The organism is Pedobacter hiemivivus, assembly GCF_004331685.1.
Lineage (GTDB): Bacteria > Bacteroidota > Bacteroidia > Sphingobacteriales > Sphingobacteriaceae > Pedobacter > Pedobacter hiemivivus.
In genome coordinates, this window is sequence record NZ_SJSM01000033.1 from 31,979 (window position 1) to 51,785 (window position 19,807).

Here is a 19,807-nt window from a genome sequence, read left to right on the forward strand (position 1 = left end):
AAAATAGATTTAAGCTGAACACGCTAAAACAAAATAGGACTATGAAGTACCTTTCTAAATTTTTACTGCTCCTTATCCTGGTCTCTACTTCCAGAACAATGGCGTATGCACAAAAGATGGTAACCGTAAAAGGTATTGTATTTGAAAAATCAACTAACCTTGGATTACCCGGTGTAAATATTGCTACGGGTAATCCCCTTAAATCGGTAGGTTCTACCGCAGGTAATGGTTCATTTACAGTTACCGTACCCGAAAACACGGAGCTTACCTTTACCTATATCGGTTTTAAGGTACAAAAACTAAAAGCCAACGATAAGCAAAGTATGCGTATTGTGCTCCAGGAATCTACAAATACCCTCGAAGATAAGGTTGTAATTGTAGGATATTCTGCAAAAACCAAAGAAGTCTCTACCGGAGCAATCACCACCATTAGTGGCAAGGCGCTTCAGGATGTGCCCGTAGCCAACGTAATGGAATTACTGCAGGGTAAAGTGGCTGGTTTAAATATTCAGAATAATACTGGTAGTCCCGGCGCACGCGGATCAATCTTCGTCCGTGGTTTATCCAGTATAGATATCCAGGGTTCAGGTAGTGATGCCTTCCTAACACCAACTTCTCCATTGTTTGTAATTGATGGGGTGCCTTTAGATGCCAACTCAAATTACGAATATGGTTTTTCTCAAGGTGGTCCGGGCATCAGCCCACTTTCATTGATCCCACCAGAGGATATTGAAGAGGTTTCTGTGTTAAAAGATGCACAGGCAACTTCATTATATGGATCTCAGGGTGCCTATGGAGTAATCTTAATTACGACCAAAAGAGGGAAATCTAAAACCCCGATCATCCAATACACCACTAACTTCTTTGTCAACACCCCACCGAAATTGAAAGAAGTAATTGGTGGAAAAACAGAACGTGATATGCGCTTATGGCAGATCTATAATTATGCAAAAGGTCTATATGATGCGAGACAGTTAATTGACAATACACCTTTTTTGGCCGATAGTTTAAATGCATTTTACAACAACTCAACCGATTGGCAAAGCGTTTTTTACAGAACCACCCTTAACCAAACACACAATATCAATGCATCCGGTGGTGATCAGAAATTCAATTACAAAGTAAACGTCGGTTATTACAATGAAAATGGCATTGTCGAAAATACAGGCTTAACCAGATACTCATTGGGGATGAACGTATTGTATCAGCCTAACGAGAAATTTCGATTATTTACCAACGTGTCTACGGCACTGGGTATCAGTAAAAAGGGAAGTGGAAATGGCGTACAGCAAGGAGGTGTGGCCAGCGGAAGTTCGGCGTCATCACTTTTACCGCCACCTTCTTTATTTAGTGGGGCAGGAGATGCAACCGGGGTAATGATTGTAGATAATAACAACAAATCCGGGAACATAAAAACCAATCTGGAGGCCAGGTACCAATTTCTTAAGACAGTAGCTGTTACGAGTACCGTAAACTACGATTACAACACTGGTACTGAAGATACCTTTAAGCCGGCCATCTTAAATAATAACAAATCAAGTCTTTATACCTATAGCGATCGCAAAAGCACACTGTACAATCGTAACATGGTTAACTATACGGAAACGTTTAATAATTTCCATAACGTAAATTTCTTCGTTTTCAGCGAGATGTACATTCGCAACTACCAGGCGCAGGTAATTAACCAGGTACGTACACCAAGTGATCAGTATCAGGGACCGGGAGGTTTTAATGCTGCCGACTCTAAGGGCGGTATTTTAAATAGTTATGCAGATTCAAGATCAGCAGCGATAGCTGGTTCATTTTCTTACAATTTCGATAAAAAATATGTAATAGATGCTTCATTCCGCCTCGATGGTTTATCGAGTAGTGGCCCGGATGTGCCATGGTCTAAAAATCCGGCGGTAGCTGTAAGGTGGAACTTTAACAAAGAAAACTGGTTCAAAAACATAAAATGGATAGATTTTGGTTCAATACGTACCAGCTGGGGTAAAAACATTGTTCCGGCAGGTACCGTATTTGATGCTTTTGGTGCCTATAACTATAGCGGATCCTATAACGGATCTCAAGCCATTGGTTTAGGTTTCAAACAACTGCCCAATACGCTGTTAACCCCAACAGTTACCACCCAGTTCAATACCGGTCTTGAATTAGGTTTGATGGATGGAAAATACCAGATTACTTTTGATACTTATTATAAAATGGTTGATAACCAGTTAAGAGACAAAAAACTGGCAGATCACAATGCTTTCGAAAGTATTAAAACCAATGAAGTTAGTCTGGTTAACTATGGTTATGAACTGTCATTGACCGTTCGCCCATTGGCTAAAGAAAGTAAGGTAAACTGGACGGTTTCATTCAATGGAGCAATCAATAAAGATGTATTAACCAAGCTGCCGGATGGCGTGCGGTCTATCGTTATTACCGATGAGGCAACCAAACAAAATATCCTCTACCGCTTGGGTAGAAACAGCTTGTCGAACGTACTTTACAACACCAAAGGGGTGTATGCAAGTACGGATGATGTGGCAGTAGATCCGGTTACTGGGATGCGGTATCGCACTAGCGACGGAAAAAATACTACTTTTTTCCAGGGAGGTGATCCACATTGGGCGGATATTAATGGCGATTATATTTTGGACGAACGAGATCTGGTTATTGCTGGTAACTCCTTTCCACAAGTTACCGGAGGGATATCCTCTTTTTTCTCTTATAAAAACTATTCCATGAACCTAAACATGTCTTATACCTTAAAAAGAGACATTTTAAACAATGCATTAGCAGAGCGATTCCAGAATTTTGCTGATCCCGTTAAACAAAACAACTTAGTGCCTTTAGATAGATACGATTATTGGAGATCAGCAGCAAGCAATGCGATGTATCCAAATCCTTATGACTATCCGCGTTACGATATCTACAGGCCATTCCGCTTTGATCAGACCTTGTTCCAGGAAGATGGATCTTACCTGAAAATCAATACGCTCACACTGGCTTATACTTTTGATAGGAAGTTCGCGGAACGCTTAGGTATTACCTCTATGAGGATCTATTGTACAGGAAATAACCTGTATACATTCACAAATTACTCCGGACCTGATCCTGAAAACGTGACGGACCTGGGCCGCGATAACTCTAAAGGTTATCCAAGTAGACGTAGTTACTCACTTGGTTTAAATGTACAGTTCTAAAATGAAATTGATGATGAAAAGGATCTTATATATTATTCCCTTACTGGTGGTGCTGATTGCAAATCCAGGCTGTAAAAAGTTTTTAAATGTTGAACCAGTAACCAGCCTTTCAGGCAACAATTATTGGAAAACAGCAAAAGACGCAGAAGATTTTACGAAAGATGTGTATAGACTGTTCCGTACAGCAACCATGTCTAACATCCTGCTGGCTACGGGCGATTTTCGCAATGCCCCAACCAAGGCCGGCGGGACCTTTCCCAAGCGATATGATTTCGATTATATGTCGGGTAACGACCTGAAGAGAACTTTGGCAGCAGATGCAACACGTACCAGACCAGGTTATAATGCCGAATTGGAATGGTATCAGGCTCGTGCACGTTACGATATGATCCCAGATTGGACTCCATTTTATAAAGTGGTGCAGTCGGCCAATATTTTGTACAAAGAGGTAGATCGTATTGATGATCCTGCTTTTAGTGACAAAATAAAAAAACAGTACCGTGCCGAAGCTGTGTTTATGCGTTGTATGGCTTATTTCTTCCTGGTTAGGCTGTATGGTGATGTACCTTATTACACCAATGCCTACAACCAGGTTCCCTTGGGTCGTACTCCGCTAGTAACCGTATTTAAAAGCTGCATAGAAGATTTACAAAAGGTAAAAGATGACCTGCCCTGGACTTATAAAGATCCTGCAAACCGTGCGGTAAGAGCAATGCGTGGTAGTGCCGATGCTTTGATGATGCACATGAATATGTGGTGTGCCGGTTTTGATCCAACCAATGCAACAACTTATTATAAAGCTGTAGATGTGCTAGGGCTTGATATTGAAAACATAGGGATGGCAGAACAAGGTGCCTATGCTTTATTGCCAATTGAACAAACTTATCTGGTGATGTTTGGTCGTTCTCAAGAAGGTTTATTCGAAATTCAATTGAGCAGTAACTACGGTGAGGTAAGTGTAGATCGTAGACATAAGTTTTCTAATAGTGTGGCGCATTTGCCTTTCTTAACCTCTACCGATAGAACAGTTAGTGAGTTAGCATACCGTACTGGTTACATGAAAACATTATATCCGGAGGGAGGAACCGATAAGCGTAAAAATATTTGGTTTGATATAGCCGACATCTACGATGAAAGCGGTAAAGCCATTATCTATAAATTCTTTAACCGCGCTGCACCTACACAAGGTGATGATGATAACCCAATTATCTTCCGTTTGGCAGATGTAATCCTGCTCCATGCAGAAGCACTGGCAGAGTTGGGTGGACAAGATGCTGCTGCGCAAGATCTGTTAAACCGAATCCGCTCAAGAGCTGGAGCCGACTTATTCCCTGCAAATCCGGGAGACGGTAAACTTAAAGACGCTATCTATTGGGAACGTTGTAAGGAACTAATGGGTGAGGGACATTATTATTATGACTTGGTGCGTACTAAAAAAATCATGGATCCAAAGTATTCCTATCGTCCAATGGCTTACTCAGCATTTATTGCAGGTGCCTGGACCTGGCCAATTGCCAGTAAAGCACTAACCAATAATCCATACATGGTACTTAACAACTATTGGCAATAGGTTTAATCATTAAACAAAACAGATATGTATAAAAATATAAATCGCATTACCGGACTTGTTGTACTCATGACAGCAGTACTATGTATTGCTGTGGGCTGTAAAAAGAACGCACATTATTTAGACACGGGAATAACCAATGCCAAGTTTGATGGCAACATTATGCAGTACCTCGAATCAAAGCCATTGCACTTTGATACCCTTGCTCAAGTAATTAAACTGGCTGGAATGGAAGATGTATTCAAAAATGAAAACATTACTTTTTTTGCCCCACCAGATCCTTGTATTGGCGCAAGCATCAGGGAGCTTAATTTCTATCTCTATTTTACCGGCAAGGATACCGTAAAAACACTTTCAGATATTAAACCAAAAGTCTGGAAAGAGGTATTGTCCATGTATGTCTTTAAAGGAACCAGCCGCTTAAAGGATTTTAGACAAGTGGATACTGCAGCACTCGACACCTATTCTGGACAGGGCTATCTGGCGCTTAACAATATGCCGATGAACATTGGTGTGGTGTATCACGACGCCGTGAATGGCCCTAAAGAAGACCAGGTTACCATTAAGTATGCCGGTTATCGTCAGCTCATGATTTCCTACATCCCCGATCTTTCCAAGCCTAAAAGCTTTTGGATAAATACGCTGGTGTCTTCTTCAGACATTAACCCAACAAATGGAATTGTTCATGCACTCAAATTTACCAATCATTATTTCGGATTCAGTGCGAGAAGGTTTGTATCGTTGGCGACTGAAAATGGTATCGGAAATTAACTGTATAGGAGATAAAAATATGTTGTATAAAATCAATAATAAAAATCAAATGATGAGTACTAAAAAGTGGTGTTTCCTGTGCATCATGCTGCTTGTTGGATTCTCGTCATGCAAAAAAAGCGGTGATCTACAAATCGATCCGTATGCAGGAGGAAAAGAACCATTAGGCATTCGTTTTTCTAATTCGCTGCCTAAGCCTGCTTCCGGGGCTAGTGGTATTGATGTAGTTTACCAGATCACAGGTTTGGTACCATATAAAGATAAAATTAAGTGCTATTTGAATGAAACCGAAGCAACGGTTACCGAGGTTACGGATAAAGCCATTAAGCTGAAAGTTCCTGTGGGGGCCAGCTCTGGTGGACTTACCATTGTTATTGATGGGCAAATTTTCTTTGGTCCGGAATTTACCGTTTCCGGTAAAACCGGGATAGATCCGACCTTCAAAACGCTGATCGGGACAAACGGAGTCATCAATCAAATTATGCCATTAAACAATGGCAATATGATGCTGATGGGCTATTTTACAGATTACGAAAAAAGTACTTCTAAAAAGATTCCAATTAGTGGTATTGTGCTTACTTCTCCTGATGGACAATACATCCCTACGGCAGCTTTTGGCACAGGTGCCGGGGGTGGTTTAACTTCTATGGTTAGGCTAGCTAACGGACAGTACATGGTGGGTGGTGCATTTAGCACTTTCAATAACCGGAAAAGTATTGGAAACATTACCAGGTTAAACGCCAATGGTTCACTGGATTCGACGATTGTAGAGGTGGTTAATTTAACCCCATTGCAACCTAAAAATAGCTTCGATACTGTTGCCGCATTTAATGGAGCATTAATGGGGCCGGTTAGTAGAGTGTTTAGTTATAACAATAAGGTGATTGCTGTAGGTGGTTTTGGTAGTTATTACGAGCATTTTTATGAGCGTTCAACCCGGGATACCAAAGTGTTAGGCTTTACGGAAATGGGAAATTTATTGCGAATGGAACCTAGTGGGGCATTGGATTTAACTTATAACTATAACCCAGCAACCAAAACCAGCTATGAACGACCTAACGGATATTTCTATGATGCTGCCATGCAGAGCGACGGTAAGGTCGTTATAGTTGGAGCCTTTACAAAATTTCAGGGAATTGGTGCAAATAATATTGTACGTGTTGACAACAATGGCATGGTCGATCCAAGCTTCCAGGCAGTTGCAGATGGTGCAATAGTTGCCATTCGTTACAATTCAACTACGGGCAAGTATTTGATTTGCGGTGCATTTAAAACGTTCAACGGAAAACCAGCCAATGGCGTAGCGATGATGAATAGTAATGGTACGATTGATGAATCCTTTAGCCTGGGTAAACTGGAAGGTGGAAGCATCGGCTTCGCTGCACAGCTATCAGATGGAAAGATTCTGGTTAGTGGAACTTTCAATAAGTATAATGATGTCGTTAGACAAGGCTTTATGATTTTGAATGCTAATGGGACCCTGGCTGAAGGTTATAACAATACCGGGATGTTCGAAGGAATAGTGAATGATATCTATGAAACCACATCGCCACTAGGCTTCCCAGCTGTAGTGGTGGTTGGATATATCTCCAAATTCGACAATAAAGCTGCTGGCAACATTGTAAGGTTCATTTTACGTCCATAACCATTAATACTTAAAGAAATGACTACAACTCGACTATATCAAAAACATACACGGAGATTGAACCTGTCGCTAATTGCTTTGGTTCTCTTTACCATCGTGTCCTGTAATAAAGCCTTTGACAATAAACTGGACCTTTCTGAGAAAGGACTAGAGCAGCAAGGGAACAGGGTGCCAAAAGTATTATACATTATCATTGATGGGGCACGTGGTTCGGCAATCAATACGATTCAAGCGCCTACGCTAACTGAGCTCAGCGAAAACGCCATGCAAACTTTTAGTGGAATAAGTGATGTTAATGGACTCGCTTCAACAAGCTGGGCCGACATGCTTACCGGGGTAAATAAAATAAAGCATAAAGTAACGCAGGCAGATTTTAGCGGGAATAATCTGACAAATTATCCCATGTTCTTTAAGCAGATCAAACAGAACAACGCAAATTTGCGTACCGCTGCATTTTCGGCTACACTCGCCTTTAGTCAAAACCTGGTTAGCAATGCTGATGTAAACCAAAACTTTAATAATGACGATGCTGCGGTAAAAACAGCGCTCCTTGCCGAATTAAAAAATGAACAGGCTAGCGTAGTGTTGGCCGAGTTTAATGGGGTTGAGCGTGCGGGCCAGCAATACGGATATGCAGCTAGCATTCCTCAGTACAGCACTGCGGTGTTAACCGTTGATGCTTACGTCGGTGAGGCTATGAATGCCTTAAGGCAACGCCCGAATTACGAGAAGGAAAACTGGTTGGTTGTTGTGGCTTCAAACCGTGGAGGGAGCCTGAATGTGCCACCGGGGCAAAATGACGGGACCTTATTTAGCAATCCTTTGTTAAACAGCTTTGCCATTTTTTACAATCCTCGTTTTTCATACCAATACTACGCAAAGCCAAATACAACAGAATTACCTTATGAAGGAAAAGCGGTGCCATTGGCAAATGATTCTACCGCAAATATTCCTGCTGATAAAGCGGCTAAATATAATTTTGGTACAACAGGCGACTTTACGGTTGAATTTAAAATTAAAGTACTCAGAAGGTCTACGGGTTCAAGTAATGCCCCTATTCTTTTTAAAACAAGTAGCCCAGCAAACTCCACTACAGGATGGTGGGTTATTCATTCAGGTATCAACGGCGGTTGGCGATTCGGCGGTATGCCGGCATCATATATGGTTTCCAATCAACCTGCGCTTGAAGTTGGTGAATGGTATACCCTTGGGTTTAAAATTTATACCGAAAACAACAAAAGATGGGTGATGATCTATCAAGATGGGGTAAAAGCTTATGCAACCGCGCAGGATATTACCACCAGGGCGAGTCAAAATAACAATGAAGAACTGGTGGCTGGATACAGATCCGGGTTTGGAAATACAACAAAACAACTGATTACCGACATCAAAATCTTTAATGTCGCCATACCTGATAATGTGATCCTTGCTTATGCTTGTAAAGGAGCAATGAGCCCCAAGCATCCTTATTACAATAACCTAATAGGGTATTGGCCTGCAACGGATGGATCTAGTGGGTTTTTCAAAGATCAAAGTCCTTTCAAAAATGATTTCATACTGAAAAACAAATATGAGTGGGCGGCATTCAGTGATTATTCACCAAAATTCTGTGTGGATCTTCCTGAAGATATTTATACCAGAATCCCCAATGGAATTGATATTCCGAGTGTAATCTATGGCTGGATGAATATTAAAAGCCTAAACATGGGGCTGGATGGAAAAACCTGGATACCTATTTATAATGATGTTAAACCTTAATCCCCGAAAAATGATGAAACAAACAACACTTTTTAAAAGCATTGGGATGTTACTCCTTTTGGGGGTGATGATGAGCTGTACCAAAAACTATGGTATTCAGTATCCCGAAGGAACAACGGACAATAATCATCCGGCAGATACGGTAGACCTGGTATTAGACACATCAATGTTTAAAGTAGACAAGTCTCAGTTCAATGCCGCAAGGGTATTTCCTGGCATGGTAGGTATTGAAGAACCAAGACTTAAGGAGTATAAGGTAACGCTAGATTTGGATTATGTACAGGTTATATCATCAGACTTGAGAATCAATGTAGCTCCGGGTGGATTTATCAGTACAGGAATGTATGCGCCTCCGGGAGAATTGATTACGATCAAGGTGCCGGCTAATACTTATGGATTAGCTGTACAGGTCGGTGCACATACCGAAAATGTAGGCGGCTTCGATCCTATGCTACGACCTCCTATTATTTATACAAGAGTACAATTATTTCCAGGAGTAAACTATGTGAGGAATCTATATGGCGGAACCATTTGGATTAATCCGGAAAGATCACTTGGTCGTAAGGTCGATTTGTTCTTTTCAGGATCAGTAAAATCTCCGGACTTTGTATTGGGCGAGACTACTGATGCCGAATGGAAAGCCATGATTGCTAAAACCCAGGTGCCTTGGTTCGAACTGCGTAGCAAGCGCATGATATTTACCCTGCCGGTAAATAAATTGGCGAAATTTCCAATTGAAAGTCCAACAGCACTAATGACTGCCTGGGATCAGGAGATCCTGAAAAGCTATTGGGAATGGTATGGTTTATCTGAAACGACAACTGACTTGAGAAATAGGAACCCTACACTTCCATGGCGTATTGTACATGAACTTCAGCTTGCTCCAGGTGTGGCCCAGCATTCAGGATACCCTGTAATGGCATTGGCCAATGACAACTACTTTAAACAGGCCGTTACTTTAAGTCAGGTGATTGGCGCTAACTGGGGTACTTATCACGAATTAGGGCATAACATGCAAATGACCTCTACATGGAGCTGGCCTGACCTAGGTGAAGTATCTTGCAACTTTTTCTCTTTAAAGATCACCAATAGGAACGGCTATAAACATAGTAATATCTATCGTGCAATGCCGGAAACGATAGCTTTTGCTTCGATTGCTAATACAGATGATAAAAAGCTGTTTACTAGTGCTAGTGGTGATGCCCGCATGGGGATGTTCATTCAGATCTTTGAAAGATATGGTTATGATTTTATGACCTATCTCTGCACCCAGGCTCGTATGGCCCGGTTTGGAGCTAACAATGACCAGGATAAAAAGGATTTCTTTTATGAGCGACTTTCTGAATGGACTAAAAAAGATATGAAGCCTTTCATGACACAATGGGGTTTATATCCTAGTTCTGTCTCCAAAAATAAGATTGCAGCACAGTTTCCATTGTTAACCGAACAGGTATGGTTGTTCGATCCAAGTAAATAAAAGCAGACATAAATTCATAGTCATGAAAAATATAAAAAAATCTCCTCTTAGCCTGGGCTCCTTAACAGCCTTAACCATTGCAATGGTGCTGGTACTGTTTAGTTTGCCGGGCTGCAAGAAATACTACGATCCGCCTTTCGTAAATGAAGAACAGCAGGACGTAACTAAGAAGAGAAGAAAAGTATTGTTGGTGGTAGTAGATGGAGCAACTGGTGTTGACGTAAAAGCAATTGCCCCGCCAAAAATAACCGCTATGCTAACCAATAGTAAGTACAGTTGGGATGGCCTTTCGGATATTGTACCAACCGATGCCGGAAATTGGAAAAATATTATGACTGGTGTGGGTACAAGCAAGCACCAAATCATAGATGAGTCATTTGATGTGCCTCCTGTTGATGATGGTCACGAACATGATGGCAGTAATACAGCTTACCCTACTTTGATAGAAAGACTTCAGTCTTCAGGAAAAGTAAGGAAATCCGTAGGTATCACCTCATGGGCAGCATTAAACAATAAACTGTTTATTTATGCTGATGAACCAGTACAAGTTGCAAGCGATCTTGCCGCTAAGGATACAGCAGTAGTAAAGTTGAAATCAATAACCGATGATCTGGTGATCGTTAACTTTAACGACGTGAACAAAGCAGGACTTAGTTATGGGTTCTCTGCTGATGTGCCCGAATATAAAGCAGCTGTTTTAACAACAGACGGTTATATCGGCGAGTTATTGGAGACCATTAAAACCCGAAAAAATTATGCAAGTGAGGAGTGGTTAGTGGTGATTACTTCCTCCCATGGAGGGCTAAATAAGGGCTTTACATCAGGTAGTAAAAGAGAGCGAAATATCTTTACGCTTTATTATTGTGCAGGTTTTAAGGGTGAAGAGATTCTATCTCTACCTGTTACGGATGCAATCACACTAGCCAATAAGCAAACTGTAGCCACATTACCGGCTGCGGACGCGTCTATTTATAATCCGGGAAAAACGGCCGACTTTACGGTGCAGTTTAAAGTTTATCTAAAATCTAAACCTACGGCTAATGGATCACATTCTGTATTATTTTCAAAGATAAATCATGCTTATAGCAGTTGTAACGGCTGGGAATTCATGGTTGAATCGCCTAGTCAGAAGTTTAGAGTTATACTAGGAGATGGAACCCTAACTTATTTTTATGCGCCCTCAGCTTCTCAGCTAAATATATGGTACACCTTAGCCTTTAAAATATTTACAAAGGATGGGAAACGTTATGGTCAATTTTTTGTAGATGGCGCTCCGACTGCGGCTCCAACAGATATAACTGGAAGAACCTTCGGTAATGCAACTGGTGGTCTTACAGCAGGTGCCATAGCAAGCTCAATAGGAGTATGCTCTGAGATTGTAAGTAATGTTGCCATCTATAATACAGCTCTTTCTGATGCCGCAATAGCCGATTTTGCCTGTCAGGGTGAATTGACCAACGCTGATCCATACTACAATAATTTAATCGGATACTGGCCATGTTCTGAGGGAAGCGGTAAATTCTTTGTTAATAAAAGCCCCCTCGCGGTAGGAAAAGATATGACGATTACAAATACAACAGCCTGGAGCACTATGGGACGTTGGAGCTGTACACCACCTCCGGCGAATAGAACAAGTTTGGTAGTTCAGAACACAGACATTGCCCCGCAGATCTATTACTGGTATGGCGTTAGTATCAACGATAAATGGGGGCTTGATGGAAAGGTATTCCTAGAGAGCTTCGAGTCTGAATTTATAAAATAGCGTTAAAAACAAGAACCATTGGCTGCAAATGCAAAGCGCTTGCAGCCATTAAAACCAAAAACAAACCAGTATGAAAAGATATTTTTATTACGCTGTTCAGGTTGTCATTTTGTTGGTCGTATTTATGGCCTGCAAAAAGTTAACCACTGATGCTTTTCAGGAACATTCGGTGTTAACCGCGCCACTTAACATTGCTGTGGTTAACGATGATGACCAACTTCCAGTGGTTGGTGTAAAGGTGATCATTAGTCGTAAGACCTCGCCAAAGGACGATTACGTAAGGGTTGATACTGTTCGCACCGATGAAAAGGGTCAGATTAGTAGTTATAGCCTTCCTTATCCAAACTTTTTGAAAATAGAAGTGGATACTACTTATTACCATAAAGCAGAACAAATACTTGAGTTTGTAACTGAAAATGGTGGAAGCGTAGCATTACATACCACGCCAAAATATGGAATGGCACCTTTAAGTATTGAAGTAACCAATAGCACGACCGCGGTTCCAATTCCCGGTTTAGCGCTTTCTATCAGTAGCCGTGTGCCGGAGACAACCGAATGGCTCTCTTCCGGCCCGGAAAATGCCGATCCTGCGGGTAAATTGATGGTTTCTCTTCCTTATCCAAATGAGGTTAGAGTGGCAGTAGCCGATACCATTAAGTATTTCCCTGATACCGTTGTAACCAATCTTAAAAATGTAAGGGGAGCTGCGGTAGCCTTAAAAACGGAATTAAAGCCCTTAACCGTACCATTAGAAGTTACCGTATTGGATAAAGACAATCAAGCGCCATTAGCCAATGTAAGCATCGCAGTACAATTGAAACTAACCGGGGAGACAGAATTTAGAGATATTGGGCTAGCTGGAGTTACAGATGTCAATGGGAAACTAGTCCTTAATGCCCCTTATTCCGGAGAAGTGAGGGTATATACCTCGGATGATGTTTATAATTTACCAGACCAATTTATTACAAGGTTAGCCTACGAAAAAAATAGAGTTATTACTTTGCTTTCAAAAGCACTTACACCAATGGCTCCTGTTGAAGTCAAAGTATTTGATCAGGCCAATTCACAGATTTTACCAGGTATTAGTGTTAAGGTGAGCTACAAGCGTACTGGACAAACTACATTTACAGAAGTGACTACCGCACCAACCGATGAGGAGGGTAAATTGAGCGTTGGCATTCCTTTTTCGGGAGAGATGAAGTTTGAAGTTATTAATGATCCATACTTTGCTAATAAATCAATTACCGCACAAAACATTGGTATTGCTGCGAAGACGGTAGATCTCCCATTAGTCTTAAATCCTGTAAAATACGCTGAGCCAATCACTACAGATTTACAGGTTGGTACAATTAACCTTAATAATGCTATAACACTTGCTAGCCCAACCGATGTAGCAATGGATAAACGAGGTAATATTTACATCTGTGATCAGAATAATAATAGAATTGTACGAGTAAGCAAGACTGGAAATACTACAGTCCTTGTAGGAAGTGGTACAGCCGGAACTGCGAATGGAACAGGCACAAGCGCAACCTTTAATAAACCTTGGGGATTAGCGTTAGATGACGCAGGAACAACGCTGTATGTTTCTGATAACAGCGGACATAAAGTAAGGAAAGTTAGTATTTCCCCTGCTACAATGGTTGCCACAGTCACTACTATTGCTGGATCGGGTACCTCGGGCACATTGGATGCCGATGGAACAGCTGCCACCTTGAACAGACCGAGTGGACTTGCACTTGATGAAGCTGCGGGGATATTATATGTGGGTGATTATGGTGGAAACCGGATCCGAAAAATTGAACTAAATAGCAACAATAAAGTAACTACTGTTTCGACCAGTGTAGTTTATGCACCAGTAGCGCTTGCTTTAAACCCTGCAAAAACCCAGTTATATGTTGGTGCATTTGGGAATACTTTTGGATCTACGGGAAGCCAGCTGATAAAATTTACACCGGCAGGGGCTAGAACAGGCTTAAAGGGTATCCTTGACAATAATTATAATAATCCATCAGGGCTATTTATTAGCCAGGCAGGTAAAGTTTTTATAGCCAATGACCAGGCACACATGATTTCGCAACTGGCAACCGAAGTCGGCGCAAGTGGCGCAGGAAACGGAGCCTCTACCTTTAGTTATTTAGCGGGATCGGCAACCTTTACCACTGCAGTAACCAATGGGGTGACCGGCGACCCGGGAAAGATTGATGGCCCAGCTACAACTGCCAGATTCACGAGTCCTTGGGGTATCAAATACAATACTTATACGGGGGCCTTCATCATCGCTGATCAGGGAAACAACAGTATAAGAATTATGAAGTCATCAACCATTCAATAATTAAAAGCACAATTCATAAAAACTGATCTGAATTACAAACCGCAGGCATGTCTATACATGCCTGCTTAAAACTTAAAACATGGAATCTTATCAATGGTATATCATTGTGTTGGCTGTTTTAGATGCCCTGTTGATCTTGAGTTTAAGTATGTTGGATAATTTACAGAGGGTAAAAAGAAAGCTATAAATAAAATCGGAAATCAATAATGAAAAGGATCTTACTCGCATGCATATGCACAGGGCTATGGTTTAGTCCGGCTTCTATAAAAGCGCAGCAAGCAACACCTGTTGCGGCTAAAATCGAATTAAAACACGGTAGTCACCGTATTGGTAAACGTACCGATGAGGTAATGCAAAAATGGCGTGGCTATGGTTTAGGGCAGTTCATTCACTGGGGCTTATATGCAATCCCGGGCGGAGAATGGAATGGCAAACAATATAACGGTGCTGCCGAATGGATCCGTTCATGGAATGGTATCCCGAAATCTACTTACGATTCGCTAATTTACAAGTTTAACCCTGTAAATTTTAATGCAGACGAATGGGCGACGACAGCCAAACAGATGGGCGCAAAATATGTAACCATCACGACCAAACACCATGATGGTTTTTGCTTATGGCCAAGTAAATATACCTCATATACGGTTGCCAATTCTCCATGGAAAAAAGACATTATGAAACCTTTGGTTGATGCCTATGATAAGGCAGGAATAGATGTAATCCTTTACTTCTCTGTAATGGATTGGAACCATCCGGGATGGCGTTATGACATCAAAACAAAAGAAGATAGCGTTGCCTTTGAGGGCTTTAAACAATTTACCCGCAATCAGCTGATAGAACTGCTTACCATGTATCCAACGGCTAAAGGCTTATGGTTTGATGGAACCTGGGATAAATCATGGGTAAAACAGGCTGAATTTGCAGATCAACTGGAAACGGAAATGCGTAAACTCAGACCAGGACTCATCATTGGAAGTCGTTTCCGTGCAGATGAAAAAGGCAAGCGCCATTTCGATGCGAATAACGTGTTAATGGGCGATTACGAGCAAGGTTGGGAACGTAAATTACCGAACAAAATAGAAGATGTGCATGGCAACGATTGGGACTGTGTAATGACTGTGCCGGAAAACCAATGGGGTTATAACAAGGCCTGGAAAGGACACATCAAAACTGCCAATGAACTGATCGAAATGACTGCCAAGTCTGTTTCTCTGGGAGGAAATTTCGTGCTCAATTTTGGTCCACAAGGTGATGGGGCCATTAGAAAAGAAGAAAAACAGTTGGCAACACAAATCGGCAATTGGATGAAAATCAACAAAGAAGCCATTTACAACTGCCAGTACGCCGGATTAGAAAAACAAGATTGGGGTTATTTCACCAAAAAGACAGGAGGCAATAAACTGTACATGGTTGTATTCAATGCCCCAGTTTCAGGCGCTTACCGTGTAAAGCTACCTGCAAAAATGGGCATTACGAAGGCGTACGCATTGGCTACGCCTACACAAAGTTTATCAACCGAGGAGATCCATACCAACGAGTATTTTATTCACCTTAAAAAACAAGGCGGAGACCAGCCTTTTGTCATCGTTTTAGAAACAAAAAACAGCTCGGACAATAGCGGTAATGTTTACGACAAAGCGAAAACATAAGCCCCAAAACAAAATACACACAAAGGAATACAAGAACACACAAGGAAACTATGAGAAAACTATTGTTTACTGTCTGCTTACTGGCTACCGCAGGTTTGGCCAGTGCGCAGCAGGCAAACGGGAACAAGGTGCAGATGAAAGAGCTCATTGATGAGCAATTTAGATTTGCCGAACAGCAATATAAAGTGCTCGCTAAAAATGTCCCGGCGCAGGTAATGCCAAAAACTTATAATCTTAAAACCAATAAGGTCGAAACCAGTGATACCAAATGGTGGACCAGTGGTTTTTACCCGGGGTCATTGCTTTATATTTATGAATATACCAAAGATCCGACTACTTTAAAAGAAGCGGAATTGAGGTTGGCCACACTGGAAAAGGAAAAACACTATACCGGCAATCATGACCTGGGCTTTATGATGTTTTGCAGTTTTGGCAATGCTTACCGCATTACTAAAAGCCCGAAATATAGACCAACAATTGATACGGCTGCGGCTTCATTAATTACACGTTACCGCCCCAATGCAAAAGTAATTCAATCCTGGAATTCCAGTAAAAAATGGAAAGGGCCTGTGATTATCGACAACCTGATGAATTTGGAATTGCTGGCTTGGGTAACTGATCATGGTGGCGATGCTAAGTATAAAAAGATTGCGATCAACCATGCCAATACTTCAATGAAAAATCATTTCAGACCAGATTATAGCTCGTACCATGTGGTAGATTATGACATGAAAACTGGGGCTGTGGTTAAGAGGGGGACAGCCCAGGGTGCATTCGATGCTTCGGCATGGAGTCGTGGGCAAGGCTGGGCCTTATATGGCTATACTATGATGTACAGGTTTACAAAAGAAAAGCGATATTTAAACCTGGCGAAAAACATTGCCTCTTTTATATTGAACCACCCTAATATGCCTGCCGATAAAGTTCCCTATTGGGATTTTGATGCCCCTGGTATTCCAAATACTTATAGGGATGCATCTGCTGCGGCTGTGATTGCTTCAGCATTGTTAGAGCTTGGACAATATACAGAAAAGAAAGACGCTCAAGTTTATATTGATGCTGCGGAGGAAATGATTACTTCACTATCCTCTGATGCTTATCGTGCTAAGGCTGGCCAAAATGGAGGCTTTCTACTGATGCACAGTACAGGTGCATTGCCGCTTAGGTCAGAAGTAGATGTGCCTCTAACTTATGCCGATTATTATTATTTAGAGGCTTTAATGCGTTACAAAAACTGGTATTTATAGCATAATTATATGGAAAGAAGAAAATTTATAGGTGCTTTTTCATTGGCTGGAATTATTGGCGCAATGAGTCCGAAAAATATTTTAGCCGCTACAGACAAGTCAAAAACATCGATAGGGTATGCCATAAACGACCGTGAGTATTGGTGGAAATTATTGAATAAAATTGCTAGTCCTGTAGTCAGTAATCTGGCCAATGGTACATTGATCAAAAATATGCCGGTTGAAAAATCACCTACTTTCGATTCCCGTTCGCTATCAGTGACTTACCTTGAAGCAGTAGGTCGTACTTATGCCGGCATTGCCCCATGGTTGGCCTTGCCCGATGATGAGAGTGCAGAAGGGATAGCAAGAAAAAAATTAAGAGCCGACGCCGTTAATGGCTTGAATAAATGTTTTGCACCTGGCAGCCCAGATGCCTTAAACTTCGCCAAAGACTATCAACCAATTGTTGATGCTGCTTACCTGGCGCAATCTTTTTTAAGAGCGCCAAAAGCATTATGGGAACCGCTTGAAGCAGAAACTAAACAAAGGATCATTAGCGCCTTTAAATCATTAAGAAACAGAAAACCATTTAAAAGCAACTGGCTGTTATTCGGTTCGATTACAGAAGCCTTCCTGCTTTCCGTTGGAGAAGATTATGATGCCGAACGCCTAAATGAAGGGCCTAAAAAATTGAATGAATGGTATAAAGGTGACGGCTGGTATGGCGATGGCCCGAACCTTGCCTTCGATTACTATAATTCTTTTGTGATCCACCCCATGATGGTGGATACCCTGGCGGTGATGGCTGATAAAAAATTGGTCGAACAGAAAGTCTATGATCTTGCTTTAAAACGTATGCAACGTTATGCCGTAGGGCAGGAGCGAATGATTTCTCCGGAGGGAACCTATCCTGCAATTGGTCGATCTATTACTTACCGGACTGGTGCATTCCAGGCATTAAGTCAGGTTGCATTGATGGAAAAACTACCTGAATCCATTAAACCCGCTCAGGTACGTTGTGCATTGACTAAAGTGAAGCAGAACATGTACGGAACACCAGGTACTTTTGATAAAAATGACTGGTTGCAACTAGGTTTTTGTGGTCACCAATCTGAAATAGCAGATTATTATACTTCAACTGGAAGTTTATACATGGCTACATTGTCTTTTTTACCATTGGGATTGCCAGCTAGTCATGACTTCTGGACTGCCAAACCAGTAGCCTGGACAAGTAAGCGGGCATGGGCTGGCGAGGCTTTTGCCAAGGATTACCATGTAGATTATTAAAATATAATACAAGAACTGTTTAGCTAAACAGTTCTTGTAAATCTCTATCGGCCGTAGGTATCTTTTTGAGGAAATCATCAAACCCCGTATTCTCCTGTGAACTATACATTCCGTAGGCGTCCATGATATATCCGATTTGTCCATCCTTATCTTCTAGCAAATAAAGAACAGAATTGTCTGCGGGATCGGAATCCCCTTCAAAACGATATGTTTTGATAATGGTTAAATCTTCTGGACTATAAATTTTCAGATCACTTTGCATTTTGCCGTGGTCAGTCATTTTTATTTCTTTGTCAAGGCCTTTAAGTCTCAATTTCTCTAAAATCTCACTCAGGGTATTCATTTCCATAGGATGCTCCATAATGTTATGTTTCTTTTATATAAGAACAACGCTTACGTCAAATGGTTTGTCACAACTGATTTCAGGAAAGTATTTTTCAAAATCAAATGGTTTCAGGAATGTTTTCCTCGGTAAACAAACAAAATCAGGAATAACTAGCTTCAAGCTAGTTGGAATTAGCCTAAATCAACAAGTAATATCAGTACAAGAGACAGTATAAGACAAAAAGAACGAGTAGCTAATGAGTTGGGAATAAGTAGTGCTAAAATAGGGGGTTGCTTTACCCTTGGTTTAGGGTTGCCTTAGGGTTGCTTTACCCTTGACTTACCCTAGGGGTAAAGCAACCCTAAACCAAGGGTAAGGCAAGGGTAAAGTAACCCCCTATTCATTCCCAACTTTAGCCCTACTTATTCCCTTCTCATTTCGAGACCTTCCAAAAGGAAAACTAACTAATGATGTCGGAGACGATGGGGGCTTAAAAAAAGGGGATGCAACAAGCGTTGAGGGCACTGAAAAAGTCCTTTTAAATATTTGGAGTCCAAAAAGAGCAGAAGAACTATGGTTATCTGCTCTTTTTTTGTACCTTAAAAGTAGGTTTTAAAAGGTGCCCAATGTTAGCTCATCAACAAAAGATTCAATTCAGTGCCTACTCAGGATTGTATGATTTGATCATTCCCAAAGACAATTTACTTCGAAAGATCAACGATCTAATAGACTTCAGTTTCATTTATGATGAACTGCTCGAGAAGTACTGCCACACCAATGGACGTACTGCGGAGAGTCCGATCCGTATGTTTAA

At 41.3% G+C, this 19,807-nt stretch carries 12 protein-coding genes and 1 pseudogene; 12 read left to right on the plus strand and 1 reads right to left on the minus strand.

Annotated elements, in window-relative coordinates:
* Nucleotides 1-41: 41 nt before the first annotated feature.
* From EZ444_RS25395 to EZ444_RS25445, 11 genes are all read left to right on the plus strand, one after another.
* Nucleotides 42-3,188, plus strand: coding sequence for a SusC/RagA family TonB-linked outer membrane protein (locus EZ444_RS25395; RefSeq protein ID WP_225874847.1), 3,147 nt, complete (start codon nt 42-44; stop codon nt 3,186-3,188).
* Between the two features lie 10 nt (nt 3,189-3,198).
* Nucleotides 3,199-4,758, plus strand: coding sequence for a RagB/SusD family nutrient uptake outer membrane protein (locus EZ444_RS25400; RefSeq protein WP_225874848.1), 1,560 nt, complete (start codon nt 3,199-3,201; stop codon nt 4,756-4,758).
* Nucleotides 4,759-4,782: 24 nt separating this feature from the next.
* Nucleotides 4,783-5,526, plus strand: coding sequence for a fasciclin domain-containing protein (locus EZ444_RS25405; RefSeq protein WP_225874849.1), 744 nt, complete (start codon nt 4,783-4,785; stop codon nt 5,524-5,526).
* Between the two features lie 49 nt (nt 5,527-5,575).
* A complete protein-coding gene (locus EZ444_RS25410) occupies nt 5,576-7,171 on the plus strand; it encodes a DUF5008 domain-containing protein (RefSeq protein WP_165503727.1) in 1,596 nt (531 codons plus the stop codon).
* 18 nt (nt 7,172-7,189) lie between these two features.
* Entirely contained in the window at nt 7,190-8,929 is a 1,740-nt protein-coding gene (locus EZ444_RS25415) for an alkaline phosphatase family protein (RefSeq protein ID WP_131612675.1), read from the plus strand.
* 10 nt (nt 8,930-8,939) lie between these two features.
* Nucleotides 8,940-10,406, plus strand: a complete 1,467-nt coding sequence (locus EZ444_RS25420) for a M60 family metallopeptidase (protein WP_165503728.1) — start codon at nt 8,940-8,942, stop codon at nt 10,404-10,406.
* Between the two features lie 22 nt (nt 10,407-10,428).
* Nucleotides 10,429-12,168 (plus strand): LamG-like jellyroll fold domain-containing protein, encoded by a 1,740-nt coding sequence (locus EZ444_RS25425; RefSeq protein WP_131612680.1) that lies wholly within the window; start codon nt 10,429-10,431, stop codon nt 12,166-12,168.
* Nucleotides 12,169-12,238: 70 nt separating this feature from the next.
* Nucleotides 12,239-14,503: an NHL domain-containing protein gene (locus tag EZ444_RS25430; RefSeq protein WP_131612682.1), complete on the plus strand. Its 2,265-nt coding sequence runs from the start codon at nt 12,239-12,241 to the stop codon at nt 14,501-14,503.
* A gap of 206 nt (nt 14,504-14,709) precedes the next feature.
* Nucleotides 14,710-16,152, plus strand: coding sequence for an alpha-L-fucosidase (locus EZ444_RS25435; RefSeq protein WP_131612684.1), 1,443 nt, complete (start codon nt 14,710-14,712; stop codon nt 16,150-16,152).
* A gap of 50 nt (nt 16,153-16,202) precedes the next feature.
* On the plus strand, nt 16,203-17,399 hold the full coding sequence (locus EZ444_RS25440; RefSeq protein ID WP_131612686.1) for a glycoside hydrolase family 88 protein: 1,197 nt from the start codon (nt 16,203-16,205) through the stop codon (nt 17,397-17,399).
* A 9-nt stretch (nt 17,400-17,408) separates the two neighbouring features.
* Nucleotides 17,409-18,668 carry a DUF2264 domain-containing protein gene (locus EZ444_RS25445; protein WP_131612688.1) on the plus strand — a complete coding sequence of 420 codons (1,260 nt, stop codon included), beginning with the start codon at nt 17,409-17,411 and terminating at the stop codon, nt 18,666-18,668.
* A gap of 19 nt (nt 18,669-18,687) precedes the next feature.
* Here the strand turns inward: EZ444_RS25445 and EZ444_RS25450 are convergent, their stop codons facing one another.
* Nucleotides 18,688-19,017 carry a hypothetical protein gene (locus EZ444_RS25450; RefSeq protein ID WP_225874850.1) on the minus strand — a complete coding sequence of 110 codons (330 nt, stop codon included), beginning with the start codon at nt 19,015-19,017 and terminating at the stop codon, nt 18,688-18,690.
* A 602-nt stretch (nt 19,018-19,619) separates the two neighbouring features.
* Here EZ444_RS25450 and EZ444_RS25455 point away from each other — a divergent pair.
* Nucleotides 19,620-19,807 (plus strand): annotated as a pseudogene (locus tag EZ444_RS25455) (IS5/IS1182 family transposase); the annotation flags it as partial.

What these genes read in the sequence shown, in the direction of transcription:
- EZ444_RS25420 (WP_165503728.1), top strand. Translation starts at nt 8,940, where the DNA reads ATGATGAAACAAACAACACTTTTTAAAAGCATTGGGATGTTACTCCTT.
- EZ444_RS25415 (WP_131612675.1), top strand. Translation starts at nt 7,190, where the DNA reads ATGACTACAACTCGACTATATCAAAAACATACACGGAGATTGAACCTG.
- EZ444_RS25425 (WP_131612680.1), top strand. Translation starts at nt 10,429, where the DNA reads ATGAAAAATATAAAAAAATCTCCTCTTAGCCTGGGCTCCTTAACAGCC.
- EZ444_RS25450 (WP_225874850.1), bottom strand. Translation starts at nt 19,017, where the DNA reads ATGGAAATGAATACCCTGAGTGAGATTTTAGAGAAATTGAGACTTAAA.
- EZ444_RS25410 (WP_165503727.1), top strand. Translation starts at nt 5,576, where the DNA reads ATGATGAGTACTAAAAAGTGGTGTTTCCTGTGCATCATGCTGCTTGTT.
- EZ444_RS25445 (WP_131612688.1), top strand. Translation starts at nt 17,409, where the DNA reads ATGGAAAGAAGAAAATTTATAGGTGCTTTTTCATTGGCTGGAATTATT.
- EZ444_RS25435 (WP_131612684.1), top strand. Translation starts at nt 14,710, where the DNA reads ATGAAAAGGATCTTACTCGCATGCATATGCACAGGGCTATGGTTTAGT.
- EZ444_RS25405 (WP_225874849.1), top strand. Translation starts at nt 4,783, where the DNA reads ATGTATAAAAATATAAATCGCATTACCGGACTTGTTGTACTCATGACA.
- EZ444_RS25400 (WP_225874848.1), top strand. Translation starts at nt 3,199, where the DNA reads ATGATGAAAAGGATCTTATATATTATTCCCTTACTGGTGGTGCTGATT.
- EZ444_RS25430 (WP_131612682.1), top strand. Translation starts at nt 12,239, where the DNA reads ATGAAAAGATATTTTTATTACGCTGTTCAGGTTGTCATTTTGTTGGTC.
- EZ444_RS25440 (WP_131612686.1), top strand. Translation starts at nt 16,203, where the DNA reads ATGAGAAAACTATTGTTTACTGTCTGCTTACTGGCTACCGCAGGTTTG.
- EZ444_RS25395 (WP_225874847.1), top strand. Translation starts at nt 42, where the DNA reads ATGAAGTACCTTTCTAAATTTTTACTGCTCCTTATCCTGGTCTCTACT.